The 16,976-nt window shown below is 48.7% G+C and carries 19 protein-coding genes and 1 pseudogene; 19 read left to right on the forward strand and 1 reads right to left on the reverse strand.

The window, feature by feature from the left end:
• Positions 1 to 11 precede the first annotated feature (11 nt).
• From EH228_RS08800 to EH228_RS08835, 8 genes are all read left to right on the forward strand, one after another.
• On the forward strand, positions 12 to 1,082 hold the full coding sequence (locus EH228_RS08800) for a conserved phage C-terminal domain-containing protein (protein WP_152321298.1): 1,071 nt from the start codon (positions 12 to 14) through the stop codon (positions 1,080 to 1,082).
• Positions 1,079 to 1,375: a hypothetical protein gene (locus EH228_RS08805; protein WP_152321299.1), complete on the forward strand. Its 297-nt coding sequence runs from the start codon at positions 1,079 to 1,081 to the stop codon at positions 1,373 to 1,375. The genes EH228_RS08800 and EH228_RS08805 overlap by 4 nt, the downstream gene beginning before the upstream one ends.
• Positions 1,376 to 1,467: 92 nt before the next feature.
• A complete protein-coding gene (locus EH228_RS08810) occupies positions 1,468 to 1,806 on the forward strand; it encodes a phage N-6-adenine-methyltransferase (protein ID WP_240116259.1) in 339 nt (112 codons plus the stop codon).
• A complete protein-coding gene (locus tag EH228_RS08815; RefSeq protein ID WP_152321300.1) occupies positions 1,803 to 2,270 on the forward strand; it encodes a hypothetical protein in 468 nt (155 codons plus the stop codon). Before EH228_RS08810 ends, EH228_RS08815 begins: the two co-directional genes overlap by 4 nt.
• Positions 2,270 to 2,620, forward strand: a complete 351-nt coding sequence (locus EH228_RS08820; RefSeq protein ID WP_240116261.1) for a LexA family protein — start codon at positions 2,270 to 2,272, stop codon at positions 2,618 to 2,620. The genes EH228_RS08815 and EH228_RS08820 overlap by 1 nt, the downstream gene beginning before the upstream one ends.
• Complete coding sequence (locus EH228_RS08825) at positions 2,617 to 3,639, forward strand: DUF968 domain-containing protein (RefSeq protein ID WP_152321302.1); 1,023 nt, start codon at positions 2,617 to 2,619, stop codon at positions 3,637 to 3,639. Before EH228_RS08820 ends, EH228_RS08825 begins: the two co-directional genes overlap by 4 nt.
• The gene (locus EH228_RS08830; protein WP_152321303.1) at positions 3,636 to 4,418 is read left to right on the forward strand and encodes an antitermination protein Q; all 783 of its coding nucleotides are present in this window, start codon (positions 3,636 to 3,638) and stop codon (positions 4,416 to 4,418) included. Before EH228_RS08825 ends, EH228_RS08830 begins: the two co-directional genes overlap by 4 nt.
• Positions 4,419 to 4,490: 72 nt before the next feature.
• Positions 4,491 to 4,979 (forward strand): hypothetical protein, encoded by a 489-nt coding sequence (locus EH228_RS08835; protein WP_152321304.1) that lies wholly within the window; start codon positions 4,491 to 4,493, stop codon positions 4,977 to 4,979.
• A gap of 281 nt (positions 4,980 to 5,260) precedes the next feature.
• Here the strand turns inward: EH228_RS08835 and EH228_RS08840 are convergent, their stop codons facing one another.
• On the reverse strand, positions 5,261 to 7,657 hold the full coding sequence (locus tag EH228_RS08840; RefSeq protein ID WP_152321305.1) for an AAA family ATPase: 2,397 nt from the start codon (positions 7,655 to 7,657) through the stop codon (positions 5,261 to 5,263).
• A gap of 422 nt (positions 7,658 to 8,079) precedes the next feature.
• Here EH228_RS08840 and EH228_RS08845 point away from each other — a divergent pair, with 422 nt between their 5' ends.
• The 11 genes and pseudogenes from EH228_RS08845 (at position 8,080) to EH228_RS08890 (ending at position 16,823) form a co-directional block, all read left to right on the forward strand.
• Positions 8,080 to 9,126 (forward strand): DNA-methyltransferase, encoded by a 1,047-nt coding sequence (locus EH228_RS08845; protein ID WP_152321326.1) that lies wholly within the window; start codon positions 8,080 to 8,082, stop codon positions 9,124 to 9,126.
• A gap of 181 nt (positions 9,127 to 9,307) precedes the next feature.
• On the forward strand, positions 9,308 to 9,679 hold the full coding sequence (locus EH228_RS08850; RefSeq protein ID WP_152321306.1) for a phage holin, lambda family: 372 nt from the start codon (positions 9,308 to 9,310) through the stop codon (positions 9,677 to 9,679).
• Positions 9,666 to 10,103: a lysozyme gene (locus EH228_RS08855; protein ID WP_152321307.1), complete on the forward strand. Its 438-nt coding sequence runs from the start codon at positions 9,666 to 9,668 to the stop codon at positions 10,101 to 10,103. Before EH228_RS08850 ends, EH228_RS08855 begins: the two co-directional genes overlap by 14 nt.
• Complete coding sequence (locus tag EH228_RS08860; protein ID WP_152321308.1) at positions 10,100 to 10,582, forward strand: Rz lytic protein; 483 nt, start codon at positions 10,100 to 10,102, stop codon at positions 10,580 to 10,582. The genes EH228_RS08855 and EH228_RS08860 overlap by 4 nt, the downstream gene beginning before the upstream one ends.
• Positions 10,482 to 10,688 carry an Rz1-like lysis system protein LysC gene (gene lysC, locus EH228_RS20830; protein ID WP_420841453.1) on the forward strand — a complete coding sequence of 69 codons (207 nt, stop codon included), beginning with the start codon at positions 10,482 to 10,484 and terminating at the stop codon, positions 10,686 to 10,688. Before EH228_RS08860 ends, lysC begins: the two co-directional genes overlap by 101 nt.
• Positions 10,689 to 11,726: 1,038 nt before the next feature.
• The gene (locus EH228_RS08865; protein WP_420841454.1) at positions 11,727 to 12,239 is read left to right on the forward strand and encodes a terminase small subunit; all 513 of its coding nucleotides are present in this window, start codon (positions 11,727 to 11,729) and stop codon (positions 12,237 to 12,239) included.
• Positions 12,205 to 14,124, forward strand: a complete 1,920-nt coding sequence (locus EH228_RS08870) for a phage terminase large subunit family protein (RefSeq protein ID WP_152321309.1) — start codon at positions 12,205 to 12,207, stop codon at positions 14,122 to 14,124. Before EH228_RS08865 ends, EH228_RS08870 begins: the two co-directional genes overlap by 35 nt.
• Positions 14,125 to 14,331, forward strand: coding sequence for a phage head-tail joining protein (locus EH228_RS08875; RefSeq protein ID WP_152321310.1), 207 nt, complete (start codon positions 14,125 to 14,127; stop codon positions 14,329 to 14,331).
• A pseudogene (locus EH228_RS08880) lies at positions 14,328 to 15,155 on the forward strand (phage portal protein); the annotation flags it as partial. The gene EH228_RS08875 and the pseudogene EH228_RS08880, both read left to right, overlap by 4 nt.
• 165 nt (positions 15,156 to 15,320) lie before the next feature.
• Positions 15,321 to 16,580 (forward strand): tyrosine-type recombinase/integrase, encoded by a 1,260-nt coding sequence (locus EH228_RS08885; RefSeq protein WP_240116260.1) that lies wholly within the window; start codon positions 15,321 to 15,323, stop codon positions 16,578 to 16,580.
• Positions 16,581 to 16,823, forward strand: coding sequence for a helix-turn-helix transcriptional regulator (locus tag EH228_RS08890; protein ID WP_152321312.1), 243 nt, complete (start codon positions 16,581 to 16,583; stop codon positions 16,821 to 16,823).
• Positions 16,824 to 16,976: the final 153 nt, after the last annotated feature.

A 16,976-nucleotide genomic window follows, 5' to 3' on the forward strand; every position in this document is an offset into this window, starting at 1 on the left:
AAGGTGATTCAGTGAGCAGTAAATTACACGGATTGGTCTGGGAAGGCTGCGCGCACAGCGGAATGATCCTGTCGCGCGTCGCAGTCATGGCCCGCCTCGCCGATTACAGCAATGATGAAGGGTTGTCCTGGCCGTCAATTGAGACAATACAGCGGCAGATTGGCGCAAAGAGCAAAGCGACGGTATCTGCTGCAATAACTGAGTTGGAAGCCGCCGGCTGGCTGGTTAAAACAGGGCGCCGGGTCAATGGTCGCAGTTTGAGCAACCTCTATCATCTGAACATTGAAAAGCTGGAGGCGGCGGCGGCGGCGGCGGCGGCGGCGCGGCAGGCGGTAAAACAGAAAAAACGAAACACCCCCCCAAATATTGACCCCCTAATAAATAACCCATCAAATATTGACCCCCCAGCGGTTGAGGGGTCAACGGTTGAGGGATCAAATATTGAAAAAGAGAGCCCGGAGAGGGGGTCAATAGTTGGCCCCGATCCGTTATTAAATTCAAAACAAGATCCGTCAGATAAAAAGATCTCTTGTCAGGCTGGCTCGCCTGACGACCCAGCTCAGCGAGTTCTCGATTATTTCAACAACGTGACGGGTTCCAGATATAGGGACGGCAAAACCACTATGGGTTATATCCGTGGGCGGCTGTCTGATCCGGAATTTGTCGCAGATGATTTGATCCTGGTGGTTGATTACCTGACGGCAAAATGGCTCAACGATCCACGGATGTGCGATTACTTGCGACCCAAAACGATTTTTAGTCCTGAGAATTTCCCGGATTATTTTGAGAGAGCGCGGCGCTGGAACACCAGCGGGCGCCCGGCGTGCGTCGATGGTCGGTGGTTAAAACCCGGCGAGTCGCCGACAGTACCGGTTGACGCAGTTGAACGGGACGCGGCATTTACCCGACTGGTCGCCCAGGGTCATAAACCCGCTGGCCGCGTTGAAGAGTTGGCAAAAATTGCAGCAGGCAAGATCGGCCTGGGACGGATGAACGAGAACACCGCCCGCGCATCCTGGAAATCAATTTGGGCTCAGGCGGTGGCCCAGGCGCACGAAGAACGGACGAGGATCCCATCATGAAAATTTTAGTCACAGATTTGATTACTCAGCACCTGGAACAACGTGAAATGAATGTGTTTGAACTGCACGCGGAGATCAATAAAACCCGCGCAACACACATCGGTTCGCTACGCAGCCGCCTGGATTACCTGCAGAGCAAAAACATACTGACGCGCCGCGCCGGCGAGGCAGGACCGGTCTACACGTTGAACAAAACCCCGACATCCCTGGGCGGTAGCCCCCGAACCAGGGAGTTAGATTCATTGCTGGCCGCCGCCCGGCGTCGGTGCAATGCAGGGGAGGATGGCGTGTGACCAGTTGCTCCGTTGTTTTTCCTCCAGATGTACTGGATATAAACCCATATATTGAACAACTGAATGAACTAAAAAAACAGCCATCTCATTTTTTGAAAAATGTAGGCGATCAGTGGTGTACACCGGAGCTGCTGTTTTGGGGCATCAATGCAATGTTTGGCCCTCTGGTGCTTGATTTGTTTGCTGACGACTGCAGCGCAAAATGTCCGGCGTGGTACACAGCAGAAGATAACGCGCTAACCCAGGACTGGTCAGCACGCCTGGCTGATCTTGGTGGTGCTGCGTTCGCCAATCCGCCCTATAGCCGATCTCAATACCACGACAGGCAGGTTGCGCGCTGTGGTAACGCCGTTCCGCCCCCGTTTGCACGCGCGCTGGTGGAGGCCAACCTGCCCGAGTTATGCACAGGTCATTCTCAGGAGGTTGCATGACAGATGAAACTGACATTCCTGATAATAGCGAAAACGTTCTAAAATTTACTGGACGTTTCGACAGTAGTAGCGATATCAGGGAAATGCGTAATTTTGTTGCGGTGCCACCAGCTAAAAGCCGTGATCCCCGCTGCACCCATGCGCATTTGCTGGTGGATGATTATTTACGTCAACTGACATGCCGCCGCTGCGGTGCGGTTGTCGATGCATTCGACTGGATTAACTCCGTGTGCAAAGGTGAAACAACTGTTGATTTCGAGTTGCGCCAGCTACGCCAGGAGATAACCGATCACCGGCTCGGGCTGGAGAGGCTAAAACGTGAAGAGGTTAACTGTCGGGGCCGTATCAGAACGGCGCAATTTAAACTGAATGACATCAAGATGGCTACAGAGTGCGCCACGAAAGAGCTGACTTTTTTAACAGACCGGCTGGAGCAGGTTAAAAATTTACGGGGTACCAGGTGATGAATGCGTTTAATAAAAACCGGTTAACGCCTCGCCAGCAGGAGGTTTACAACAAACTGGTTGAGCTGGTGGATCGGAATGGCTATCCGCCAACATGCATGGAATTAGCCACAGCCATGGGGCTGGCGTCCGCGAATGCCGCTGCGGGGCATCTGGCGGCGTTTAAAAGGAAAGGACTGATAAAGATTTCGCGCGGCGCCGCGCGGGGAATATCGATCATAGGCCGCGATAGTCCAGCGGCTCAACGTGACGAGGCGCTGACCGTGATTAGTGATTTACTGTCTGATGCTGATGGCGCTGACGAGCGCGCGCGCCAGTTGCTGAGCAGGGTACGGGACGGGATTGCATGAGAGCGCTGTTAACTCCAGATGTTGCCCCGCGCGCCGGGATCGTCGTGTTTAAACCTGGTCGTGATCTGTTGCCGATGTTTAGCAGTGGTCGCCGTGTGCTGATTAGCAGTGAACCGGAGTATTTGCGCGCGCTACCGACAGGGCTGATTTCTGATACTGACCAGCCACTCGCTGATGATCCCGCGTTGATGCCGTTTTTTTCCTCTACAGAGGTGATAGCGGCCGCTGGCGGCCGGGATAACCTGGCCTGGTGGGTTCATGGGCTGAAAACGTGCCAGTGGAACGGGGCTGATAGTCACACCCACCAGCATACAGTACGGCTGGCTGGCGCTGGCGCAGTGTGTTTGTGTGAGTATCACGACAACAAACTCAGAGAAATGACGCTGCCCCGCCTCGATGCGCTGGCGCTGGCCAACGCAGCGGCCTGGATAATTCACGCTGCCCGCATAGCGCTGACATTGCCGGAGGGTCACCAGCTGACGTTACCAGAATTGTGCTGGTGGGCGACGTTGCGCGGTGTGATAGATGCTATGCCGGACGCGCCAGCCAGGCGCGTACTAAAACTGCCCCCGGCGAAAATTGAAACCGGCGCGATGCAGGAGTCCGCGATCTGCCCCGAGCGGGCGGCAACTGAGATCATCCAGAAGGCCGCAGCGCGGGTACTGGCGTTGCGCATCGATCCTGAATCTCCTGAGTCCCTGATGCTTCGACCGAAGCGGCGGCGCTGGGTCTGTAAGAAGTGGACGCAATGGGTTAAATCTCAGCCGTGTATGTGTTGCGGCGGTCCCGCCGACGATCCTCATCACATTATTGGTTATGGCATGAGCGGGATGGGAACAAAAGCCCATGATATTTTTACTATCCCTCTCTGCCGGCGGGAACATGATGAACTGCACCGGGATCCGAGGGCATTTGAAGAGAAGCACGGTAGCCAGTTGGAATTGCTGTTTCGCCTTCTCGATCACGCCTTTGGTTGTGGGGTGATCACGATCGCAAAAATGCAGGAGTTAGCGGCGTGAAACTGGAATCAGCGGTTAAATATTTCAATCCAAAAAGCCCCTGCGTTGATGCAGCGGTACCAACAACTGGCGACAGTCTGAGTGGCACTGATTTAATGGCGGCCATTGGGTTCTGTCAGTCTAAATCCCGTTTCGGGCTGGCTGCGTTTCTCGCTAAAGCAGGGATCAGCGACGATGATCGCAAGCGGGCAATCGGGTATCTGCTGAGTTACGCGCACCGGACGGCGCCGAAACTTGTAGTTAAAGCCGCGGGCGGCAAATTACATAAATGCCTCGCTGTACTGTCAACACTGGCATTTGAAGAGTACTCCCGATCTGCGGCCACGGTCAGCGAATGCCAGCATTGCTATGGTGTTGGTTTTGTTTCAGTGTGGCGCGATGTTGTGAAATACCCAGGCTACATTAACAAACAGACGGGGGAAATGGTGATAGAGCCGCGGACGGAGCACAGGTGTGTAAGAGAAAAATGCGCACACTGCGGCGGAAAAGGCCAAATAGTTGCCCGTTGCCGCTGCAACGGTACTGGCCGTGTGCGTGACGTTGAAAAATCAGCGCTGCAGGGTGTACCGGTAGATCGAGAATGTGAACGTTGTAATGGTCGGGGGTTCAGGAGGATGCCGGGAACCAAGGCGTACAGGGCTATACATACACTGCTACCAGAGTTACAGGAACGCACCTGGAATAACAACTGGCGCCCATTTTTTGATCGGCTGGTGGAAAAATGCAGGGATGAGGAAACCCGCGCTGATATTGCGTTCAGGAAAGCTAGCGGGGGTTAGTAACCCTTTTTCTCGCGGACGAATAATATTAGTAGTAATATGCTACATGTTCACATAACAGGAAGTTTTTATATGAAAAAGTATTTTATATTCATACTACTAGCCTTTTATGCAATAAGTAATGCAAGGGATAAACCGGGTAATCCAGTCTGTACGACTAATGAAATTGTGGTCGGTGTGGCATCATACCTACAGGCATTAGGAATTGAAGAAAATCCTAGCTATGCAGCGTATTTTAAGCAAGTTGATCCTGACAATAAGAAGTTAAAATTTTCTGTTGAATTATTAGCTTCTGAAAAAATGACCAATGATGATATATATAAAGAAATTGTTTCGTCTATGACTGATAAAGAATTTAAAGATGATATCAAGCCCGGAGGGACTATTTACAAGAGATACATGGATCATGTTATCTATAAGCAATATTATGAGTTAGCGAATCAGCAGGGCTTTAAGGCTATTTCAGAGCGTTTTATGATTAAGGATAAAAATCTCAAAGGGGATAGCATTTGGTCATGCTCTGATGTCGGTACGGTTTTTATTGTGTCTGATTCTTTTTAAATCGTTAATAGCGGAGGTAATAAGCTGTATTAGCTCAGACTTGATCTGACGGTTTTCACTGGCAGTACACAATCAAATCTGACAGTCTGCTTTGAGCGAGCAACGGACGTTCAGTATTCATAACTATTTTAGTACCTGGATTTGACCCTATATATCCACACTCTTTTTGATAGTTCCGATTTTTCATATATTAGTGAGTACTCTTTCGGCACACTTGAGAGGCGTATTCCTGATCCAAATAGCGCCTCATTCACCGCAAAAAACTCTTTGTGCCCTTTTTCCTAAGCTGTCCTAGGTGGTTCACCAATGCTCTTCAATAGCGCATTGTATTGATGCGGATCTGCCGTATAAATCTTCTCCAACACGTAGTTTGCCACCTTGGAAATTTCTGGAATCTCCACAGGTTTAAATCCACGATCAGGAATCGATTCGAGATGTGAAAACTCGTTATTAAGTCTATTCACAAGAGCTATTGCAGTCGGATCTTCTTCGCCAAAGAATTTCTTGATCCGTTCAAAGGCATCGTTCTTGTCATCTTGGTGCGGGAACTTAAAGAATAAAAATGCCTCAAGGAACTTACGGAGGTTGTTACCAAATCCATAAAATGGTTCATGAGATTCATTCGCTCCGCCTTGATTGCGGCACTTGTAAATCTGATGAAATAGGTAGTTAAATTCTGTGATGTAGTCTCGCAGATAAGAGGGCATCAGGGATATCTGACTTGCGCCTCCGTTTCTCTCCACGATGAAATGTTGGCATCCGCCGTGATTCTTTTCATTAGGAAGTGATATTTTCTTTAGATACTTCAAGAAATCTAGGTTGTGGGTGGATATAAAAAGCTGCTTGTAGCGATAGCTGTTTGTTCCATCTGCATTCTTGATGGGTTTCGCAATCAGGCTTTCAATCAAGCTGAACATGAAGAAGATGTGATTCCCGTCTAGGCTGGAGATTGGGTCATCTATATAAATGATCATAGCCTTACCTTTGCTGTCTGGCTCTTCCAGCTTGGCTATGAAGTAGCAGAAAGCAATCAGACTGCATTCGCCTTCGCTCAAGTTATAGGCTGATTCACCATTTCTGGTGACTTCAAACTTAACCGAAGTCTTCTCAACATTGTCTTTGGCTTCAAGTTTGATTCCATCGTGACCAAAGAAGTGACTGAGCAAGTCATTCACTCGCTTCGCGCCCTTGCTTTCATCCATCTGTTGGCCTTGTAGACGGGTCACTTCGGCTTCTTGTTCGATAATATCGACTTCTGTCTCGGTAAATGCAGTGTTGGCATTGTCAGCATCTGTTTTGAGACTGGTAATACGGATCAACTCAGTATCGTAGGTAATGTCTCCGATAAAGGAAGCCACATCGGTGAGCCGAAGAGATTCGCGTGCAGTTTTTTTATCTTTTTCCAGTGAACTTGTACGGCTGTTGTTTCTAGCGATCAGCTCATTGATGTCGCCCACGCATTGCTGAATTGCAGTCGAATAGTGAATGTAAACAGGTATGGCAACCTGCTGAAAAATGGTGTTCTTTCTCTTCTCCAATGCAGCCTTCAGAGCTTCGAGAGCCTGCATGTAGCCTTTCAGGTAATCATCAAGTGCTCTTTTTCTGGCTTCAAATGAGATTTTTTCTTCTGCATAGAACTTATCGGCAGTCAAAGTCAAGAAGTTAGGAATGGCTTGGATTTCGGTGGCGATGGAAGTCAGGCATGAATCGATACACGACTCCAGATCAGAGGATTCCTTACTGAAGTGAGAGTCTAATATCTGCCAGATATCATGAGGAAGATTCTGACGACAGAAGGCGCAAGTGTCCCGCTTATCTTTATGTAGCGGTATGCCTTGCTTCACCCACGTTTGAAGAGCCGCATCATTCAACAGTTCCTGAATTGCCGTAGTTGGCTTGATCAATCTTGAAAGGAGTTCTTCAGCCACCTTGTTTATTGCCTCAATGTTGAGGTTTATTGATACGGTCTCAGTGATATCAGGTAGGGCTTCTTGCTTCAAAAGGTTGACTTTGGATGCTTGTTCTTCGGTTGTCAGCGGTATGAAGCTAGGTTTTTTGACTGAGTCAATGTCTCTTTTGATGCTTTCTACGTTGTAGACAGCAGGGCCGTAGATGCGGTTCTGCTTAATCTTTCTGTTGGCATGATAACGAAGTTTATCCTCTAGATCATTAAACGCAGTAGTATAATCGTGTTTCGTTCGATCCCGTTCTTTCTTTTTGGCTTCAAGTTCATGTCGGAGGCCCGCCTTCGATTCAATACTGCCTAGCTTAGTTTGGATTGCGATAATGGCATCTTCGATCTCTTTATTCTTTTCACCAACGATAGCAAACGTCTTGATCTCTCCGTCGGTTTGATTGACCAAAAAGCTTAGATTATCGCTCACAAAGTCCCGATTGTAGACACGAACATCGTAGCTATGACCGGCAAGGCCTGCCTGTGTAACATCACCTTTATCACCGCGAATAATGAAATTTGGGTCTATATAGTTGTGTGGAATGCGCCCTGTTTCCAAAGCACGGAAAATCCGCGAGAGTGTAGTTTTACCAGAGTAGTTTCGTCCGTAGAGAATGTTGAGCCTCTTTAAATTCTGGACGGTGTTGCCTGCATCCTTAAGGCTCTTTCTCCAACTGAATCCTGTAAAACTGCCAAAACTATCAATGTCAACCTGACTGAACATGAATACTCCTATAGCGCTGGCTATTGGTTGCCGATTTGTAAGTGAAACAGATTGTTTATCTAGTTTACTTTGAGGTTTAAGCCGGTATTGACATGATAATATCCTTATTTTTTCTTTAAAATCAGTATAATGATAATTATTTCGGTTATTCTGTCCAGTAGGAAGTTGCTATAAACTCAGTCCAGTTAACAAAAATCAAAAAAAAGTTGTTTTTTTCCGAAACTGGCATACCATGGCTAAATAGTGGGATTTTTATGAGTATATTCCACTAACGAAACATAAACCTCGCTACCTGGCGGGGTTTTTTTGTGACCTGAGATAGACCTGCCCGGATGCTAAAGCGCCCCAAATTATGGATTGGGGTTACTTATACAAGCTGGCGGTGGAGGAGTGCTGCGGCCAACTATTGCGTTTACTGGCCTATGGAAAATACTGCAAATAAAACCAGTATTAAGCTGGTCAATGCTGATTGTCTGTATTTCATCGCTACTCTGCCTGATAATTCCATCGATCTAATTGTTACGGATCCTCCCTATTTTAAAGTCAAGCCGGATGGCTGGGATAACCAGTGGGCAGGGGATGAGGATTATCTCCGCTGGCTTGATAGCTGCCTTGCTGAATTTTGGCGAGTGCTGAAACCGGCTGGCAGCCTGTATCTGTTTTGTGGTCATCGGCTGGCCTCCGACATCGAAGTCATGATGCGTGAACGGTTTAATATACTGAATCATATCATATGGGCAAAACCATCAGGTCACTGGAACGGCTGTAACAAGGAAAGCCTGCGGGCCTATTTCCCTTCTACTGAGCATATATTGTTTGCTGAGCACTATCAGGGGCCGTACTTACCCAAAAATGACGGCTATGCGGGGAAATGTAGTGAAATCAAACAGCATGTGCTGACACCGCTTATTGCCTATTTTCAGGATGCTCGGGAAGCTCTTGGCGTTACCTCGAAACAAATTGCCGTGGCCACCGGCAAGAAGAACATGGTTTCGCACTGGTTTGGTTCCAGCCAGTGGCAGTTGCCGGGTGAAGCGGATTACCTCAAATTGCAGAAGCTTTTCACCCGGATCGCTATCGAGAAGCATCAGCGTGCCGAACTGGCGCAGCCTCATCACCACTTGGTGGCAACGTACCAATCACTGAACCGTAAATATTCAGAATTGCTGGAGGAGTATAAATCCCTCCGGCGGTATTTTGCCGTTTCAGTGGCAGTGCCATACACCGATGTCTGGACGCATAAACCCGTCCAGTTTTATCCCGGCAAGCATCCCTGTGAAAAACCGGCTGAAATGCTGAAGCAAATCATAAGCGCAAGTAGCAGATCCGGGGATGTTGTTGCGGATTTCTTTATGGGGTCAGGTTCCACCATTAAAGCGGCCCTGACGCTGGGGCGGTCAGCTATCGGCGTTGAGATCGAAAAGTCACGCTTTATCCAGACTCAGGCGGAAATCAATAAAATACTATGAATTCACCCTGCGGCAGACGTGCCGGGACACTATCGCTTATGGCGTCGGGGTGACCTTACTAATTAAAGGCTCGCATTGTGCGGGCCTTTTTCTTTTGCGCCCACGATAATTTCCCCATCCCTGTGTTTTCGGGGGCGTACTTTTTTCCATAATCGCCCGCCAGGGGGATGGAGTCATGAAAATGCCAGATAAAAACCCCGGCGTGTGGGTCAATTTAATGTTGTGGATGTATAGCCACCAGGATGAAGCCGGATATGCGGCACTGGCTGGTGGCATGGCGCTACTACGTGCCGCGTATGTCGGCAGAGACAGTAAAACACGGCGGGTAATTGATGCGGCTATTTGCTCAGTATTTGCCTTTTTTCTTCAGCCAACGCTTGAAATCTTCATTCACTCAGCAGGCGCGATAATTCCCGCCCTGAATTTACCGGTTAGTAAAGAGATAGCCCAGGTGCTGGCTGTGTTCCTGGGTTTTTTAGGCACAGATTTTATTTCTTCGCGGCTGAAAAAACAGATTGATAAACGACTGGGGGAACCTGATGAAAATCAGTGATAACGGAATTAAGTTCATTAAGCAGGAAGAGGGGGAAAAATTGTCGGCCTATTTCGATTCTGTCGGAATACTAACCATCGGCGTCGGTCATACCGGCAGCGTAAACGGGAAACCAATTACAAAAAACACCCGGATCACCGCTGACCAGTCTACCCAACTGCTGTTACAGGATCTGGCTACAGCTGAGCGGGCAATTGAAAAAAATGTCACCGTTCCCCTGACGCAAAATCAATACGACGCGCTTTGCAGTCTGATTTTCAATATCGGGGCAGGTGCCTTTGCCACCTCGACAGTGAAGAAAAAACTTAATTCAGGAGATTACCAGGGCGCGGCAGAGGCATTTCTGATGTGGAAACGCGCTGGCAACAACCCCGATCTGCTGTTGCCTCGCCGGGAAAGGGAGCGGAGGTTATTTCTGACATGATCGCATTCATTAAAAACTACTCCGGTGTAATCGTTATAGCTCTGATTTGCCTTGCGCTGTGGTGGCTGGATGCCCGTAATTCACAGCTGGCGGCTACAAACGAGCGATTAGAACGTCTGGCAGACAGCAAAGACGTGCAGATCCACCAGCTTCGCGGGGAAAACAATAACCTCGCGGCCAGCATTGCGGATTTTATCGCTGCTGTTGAGCAGCAAAATGAATTGCTGGAGTCAGTAACGCAGCAGCGTGCGCAGGCAGAACAGCAAAACCGGGCATTTCAAAATGAAATCATTGATATTCTCGCAGATGATAAATGCGCTGCTACTCCTGTCCCTGACGCCGCTGCTAAACGGCTGCACGACGCAGCACGCGCCGCAGGTGGAATACCGAACGATAGAAAAACCCCGCCTGCAGATCCCGGTCATTCTGACGAACCCAGTGGTGGTGCCAGCGCCCCCGGAAAAATTAACGTTCGGTGACAGCGTGCTGTTGAACATTCAGTTATACAGCGTCATTGGCCAGTGTAACGCAGATCGGGCGGCTATTCGTGAGCTCGAAACATCACGAAAATTTGCCAGTGAGTAATTTTGTGTGCCAACCCAGCGGGCGGTGGTGAACACCCGCAGTCTGTGACGTCTATACCTGTGAAAAAGCCGTGCGCAGACGGACAGCCGGAAAGACGGCACTGATTGAGGTTTTTATTTGGAGGACGTCGATGATACAGATCCCTGGCGTGCCAATAATTGGCGCGGAGATAACCGGAGTCTGGCCCCTGGATACTGTGATTATCGGTAATCAGTCACAGGCAGCGACACAGTATATTTTCGTACAAAACGACTCTAACACTGCATCAACGTCGCCGTGGTATGTAACGAAAATTGATAACGCCAATTACGCAATGCTCAGCGCGACAGCCCCGAAAGCGTCGCAGTATATCGGCGCTTTTCTGCGTGACATAGCGACTAACACGACGATATCACGATTAGACTCAACAGCGACGTGGACAACATCGGATGCCAGCGTTGTAAAAATCAGTTCAGTTACCAGCGGCGGGCAGGCTGTTATAAGCATTTTAACAGCAGGAACGGCCACGCTAACAGTACGCTGGGGAGGGCTGACATCGACGCTAATTATTACAGCTACAGCCAGTTAATTAAGAGGGGGATCCATGGCGACAGAGTTGATACTGACGTCTGATAAATTCGTACAGATTACCACGGGCTCCAATAATGCCTATCTGTCAGTGCCAAACACGCCGGGGAATGGGGTGTTGTGCTGGACTGACTCAGCGACAGAGCCTGCAATTGATGCCGTCGTTCATGAGGGGCCGGGGCGCATTGGCTGGGATTCCTCGCTGGTGATATGGGCGCGGGCAAAATCTGTGGATTGCAGGGTATCTGTGACGTATTGGTAATAAGGCATTAGTTCACAAAAATGATTTCATTTGAAACTATATCAAAGCAATCAAATCTCATCACTCAAATGATAACTATTATCATTTGCGCGGGTCCTTTGCCCGATCTGGCAGCGCCGAGGGTCCGTGGACGCGCGAAAAGTCGCTATATATGAGCATTTTCTGAAGTTGGTTGTTGTTTAATTGTCGGGAATTTCAGGGGTGCAATCGTGCCAATTTTACTTAACAAACGTGACATGTCGTCGTCACTGGGGATCTCAGTACAGGCATTTGATAAATGGGGAGTTATTCCGGTAGAACGTAAGGGGCGTGAAGTGTTTTTTGATGTGCGATCTGTAGTGGAAAACAGAGTGGCGCACCAGAGCAAAAAACAACAACCTGGTGATCCTGATGATGATGAAAAGCCCGATCTGGATTATGAGCGCTGGCGATTGACCAGGGCGCAGGCTGACGCCACAGAAATGTCGAACGAAAAAAAGCGGGCGGAGGTTGTTGAAACCGCTTTTTGTACATTCGTGCTTTCCCGTATTGCGGGAGAAATAGCCGCGATACTGGACGGCATCCCGCTATCGCTGCAACGCCGTTTTCCCGAGCTGGAGCACCGACATATTGAATTTCTTAAGCGTGATGTGGTTAAAGCAATGAACAAGGCAGCGGCGCTGGATGTAATGATACCGGGGTTGCTGAATGAGTATATCGAGCAGTCAGATAGCGAACGTTGAAAATGCTGTAAAAAATGGCCTGCGCTCGTTGTTCCGCCCCGAGCCGCTAACGGTTGTTGAGTGGGCTGATGATAATTACTATTTACCCGTTGAATCTTCATATCAGGAGGGGCGCTGGCAAACATTGCCGTATCAGATCGCAATAATGAACACCATGGGATCTGATTACGTCCGCGAAGTCAATTTAATCAAATCCGCCCGCGTGGGCTATTCAAAAATGCTGTTAGCGGCACTGGCGTATTACGTCACACATAAACAGCGCAATCAGCTGATTTTCCTGCCGACCGAGCCGGATGCAGCGAATTTTATGAAAAGCCACGTTGAACCCACGATCCGTGATGTTCCCGAACTCCGCGCCCTGGCACCGTGGTTTGGTAATAAAAACCGCGACAACACGCTGCAAATGAAGCGCTTCAGTAACGGGCGCATGTTCTGGTGCCTGGGCGGTAAAGCGGCAAAAAACTATCGGGAAAAATCAGTGGATGTGGTCGGTTATGATGAACTCTCCTCGTTTGATAATGATATTGAGAAAGAGGGCGCGCCCACGTTTTTGGGGGATAAACGTATCGAGGGATCGGTGTGGCCCAAATCAATTCGCGGCTCCACTCCGAAAATAAAAGGATTTTGCCAGATCGAGCGCGCCGCGGGCGAGTCCGGACACATGATGCGGTTTCATGTTAAGTGCCCGCATTGCGACGGCGAGCAATATTTAAAATTTGGCGATAAAGGGACCCCGTTTGGTTTTAAGTGGGAGGGAGGGGATCCCAAATCTGTTTACTATCTGTGTGAGCATTCGGCGTGCGTGATTAAACAACAGGAATTTGATTTTACTGATTCACGCTATATCTGTGATGTTACCGGCATCTGGACCAGGGACGGGCTCCGCTGGTTTGAGTCTGCCGGACGGGAAATAGATCCGCCGGACAGCGTGTCATTTCACATCTGGACCGCGTACAGCCCGTTTACGACCTGGGTGCAGATAGTTAAAGATTTCATCAAAACGAAAGGCGATACAGGAAAACTAAAAACGTTTGTCAACACCACACTCGGGGAGACCTGGGAAGAGGCGATCGGGGAAAAACCCGAGGCTGACACCCTTGTAGAACGCGCCGAAATCTACCGCGCCACCGTTCCGGACGGCGTTGCCTATCTGACCGCCGGAGTTGATTCCCAACTTGATCGTTATGAAATGCGCGTTTGGGGGTGGGGACCGGGCGAGGAATCCTGGTTAATTGACCGCGTGATCGTCATGGGGCGTCATGATGAAGAGGACACGCTGTTGCGTGTTGATGCTGCAATAAATAAAAAATACACGCGGGCAAATGGTCTGGAAATGTCGATAGGGCGGATCTGCTGGGATACCGGCGGGATCGATCCGACGATAGTTTACCGCCGCTCCCGGAAACATGGCCTGTTCCGCGTTATTCCGATTAAAGGCGCATCCATTTATGGAAAACCCGTGGCCGACATGCCGCGAAAAAGAAATAAACACGGTGTTTATTTGACTGAAATCGGGACGGATACGGCAAAAGAGCAGATCTATAACCGCTACACGCTCCCGGCGAGTTCTGATGTGGCGCCGCAGCCCGGTGCGATACATTTTCCGCTGAACCCCGCCGTGTTTGACAAAAGCGAAGCGGAGCAACTGACATCCGAAGAGCTGGTGGAAAAATGGGTGGGGGGTAAACGGAAAATACAGTGGGATAACAAAAAACGCCGCAACGAAGCGCTGGACTGTTTTGTTTATGCCCTGGCGGCATTGCGGATCGGGCTGACGCGCTGGCAACTTGATCTGCAGGCGTTACTCGATAGTTATCACGATGCAGGTAGAAAACAAAATGAGGACACGCTGACAGCGATCGCAAAACAACTGGCGGGACAATAAATGGCAACAATGGCTGATTTACTGAGTGCGCGCGCCGCGTTGCACGATCTGATGACTGGTAAGCGGGTGGCGTCGGTGCAAAAAAATGGCCGCAGCGTAACATTTACATCTGCAACGTTAAGTGAGCTTAAGGCGTACATTTCTGAACTTGAAAGCGAGCTCGGCGTCGCTGTCCGACGCCGCCGCCCGGCAGGGTTTTACACATGAAAAAAACACCGCAACTGCTTGGCCCGGATGGGCATACCCCGCTGCGTGAGTTTGCCGGTTATAGTGGGGGCGCTGGGGGATTCGGCGGCCAGCTTCGCGACTGGTCGCCGCCCCTTGAAAGCGCCGACGCAGCGCTGTTGCCGTATTTTGAGCGTGGAAACGCTCGCGCTGATGATCTGGTTCGTAATAACGGCTACGCGGCCAACGCGATACAGCTACACCAGGACCATATAGTTGGATCGTTTTTCCGTCTCAGCTACCGCCCCAGCTGGCGCTACCTGGGGATCTCAGAAAATGACGCCCGTGATTTTGCCCGAGAAGTGGAGGCCGCCTGGTGGGAGTTTGCGGAGGATGATCACTGCTTTATTGACGTCGAGCGCAAGCGCACTTTCACAATGATGATGCGCGAGGGGGTGGCAATGCACTCGTTTAACGGCGAAGTATTTGCGCAGCCGTGCTGGTCAGACCGCCCCGGTGCTGTATTCCGCACGCAGTTTAAGATGATCAGCCCAAAACGTGTCAGCAATCCCCACAATATGACCGACAGCCGCAACCAGCGCTGCGGGGTCAGCATTAATAATGCTGGCGCGGCGTTGGGCTACTATGTGAGCGAGGACAGTTATCCCGGTTGGGGTGCCCAAAAATGGGTCTATATACCGCGGGAGCTGCAAAACGGCCGGGCGGCAATGATCCATATTTTCGAACCGCTGGAGGACGGACAGACACGCGGCGCTAATCAGTTTTACAGTGTCATGGAGCAGATGAAAATGCTGGATACGCTGCAAAATACCCAACTGCAAAGCGCTATTGTCAAGGCGATTTATGATTACAATCCTTCCGAAATAGTTCGTTAGTGTTCTTCTCTCTCTCCAAATTATTGTTTTTAAAAAGAAGTGCTTTTCATATTGTTTGGTGAGTTTTTGAGACAAACACTGATTTTGGGGTTCCTGTGTATTGCAATGTGTATTGCAATTCGGGCTGGAAGATAGGTGTGTATTGTAGAGGGGATTAAAGTGAGCGGCGATAACAAGCTTAGCGATAAGCAATTAAAGGCATTGCTGGGTAAAACTTCAGAAAAACAAAAAATGATTGCGGATGGTAGAGGACTGTCTGTAAGACTTAGCAAGTCTGGCGGAGTAAGTTTTGTGTTTAGTTATCGGGTATCTGGTAGGAAATCGGCTCCAGTCTGGTTAACGCTCGGACGGTATCCTGATCTGTCTTTATTATCTGCTAGGCGTCTCCGGGACAAATGTCGTGAATGGCTGGCAGATCATCTTGATCCAAGACGGCAAATAAGAATAATGGCTGATGTGAAGATGAATCCGGTCACCGTTAAGGACGCGGTTCTTTACTGGTATGATCACCATGCATCAATTGCGAGAAAAGAACATGAATATTTAATTAAACGATTTGATAAACATATATTTCCTTTTATTGGTGAGATCTCTATAGAAAAGTGCTCCATTAAACAGTGGCTTGATTGTTTTGACAGGATAAGAGTTAATGCCCCGGTAATGTCTGGAGCTATTTTTCTTGACGTAAAACAGGCATTAAGATTTTGCAGGGTGCGGCAGTATATAAAGGTTAATCCGTTTGGCGATGTTAATGTGAATCATGTTGGTAGCCTAAGTCGAGCAAGAGATCGGGTTTTATCCGAAACTGAAATATCTGATGTTTGGAATTATGCATTCGGAAATAATATTCTTAATGTTGCATCAAATTATATGAGAAGAATTATTGTCCTCTGCCTTGTATTTGGATGCCGTCAGCAGGAGGCAAGAAAATCGACGTGGGATGAGTGGGATTTAGTTAAATGGATATGGACGGTTCCAAAAGAACACAGTAAGAACGGCGAGGAGATTGCAAGACCCATTCCTCAAGGTATACGACAGTGGATCGTTAACCTACACGCAGAAACAGAAAAACATCATTATATTGTCGGTCGTGAGTTAAAAAGAGCTACCGTCACTGGAGGGGCGAATCGGATAAGTAAACGTCTCGGGCATGAAAAATTATGGTGTGTACATGATTTCAGGCGAACATTCTCAACAGGACTAAATGATATGGGGGCAGATCCTTACATTGTTGAATTATTACTTGGGCATAAAATAAATGGTATTGCTGGTGTTTATAACAAAAGTAAACATTTAAAGAAAAAAGCTGAAATTATGGAAATGTGGGTAGATTATCTTAATACAGTTTCAGGGTTTAACGATAATGTTATATCTCTAAACAAAAAGGCGGTATAAATGAAAGCTATATCAATTGTAGATAGTAATGATTTAAAGTATGTTCCTGATATTGACAGAATGATAAGGGAGAAAGAATGCAGACAGCTAACCACATTAGGTAACGCCACCCGGTGGCGAATGGAGAAAGATGGTAAGTTCCCGAAGCGTATCAAGATAGGAGAACGGGCGGCAGCTTACCGCCTGTCAGAGATAAAAGCCTGGATCGCTGGGGAGTGGGTGCCGGGTTGGAAGTCTGAATAGAATGAGTATAGTGTTAGAATCCCCGCAGTGGGGGGGCTGCATTAGGGTGTGTCCCGTAACTATTTTTTGTACAATCTGGCTCATGTTTAACTACAAAAAAATTCTTCAATTTGGCTCGTTACGATTTCCCTGATGATGCATGGGCGCTGATTT

This window comes from Erwinia endophytica (genome assembly GCF_009295515.1).
GTDB lineage: Bacteria > Pseudomonadota > Gammaproteobacteria > Enterobacterales > Enterobacteriaceae > Erwinia > Erwinia endophytica.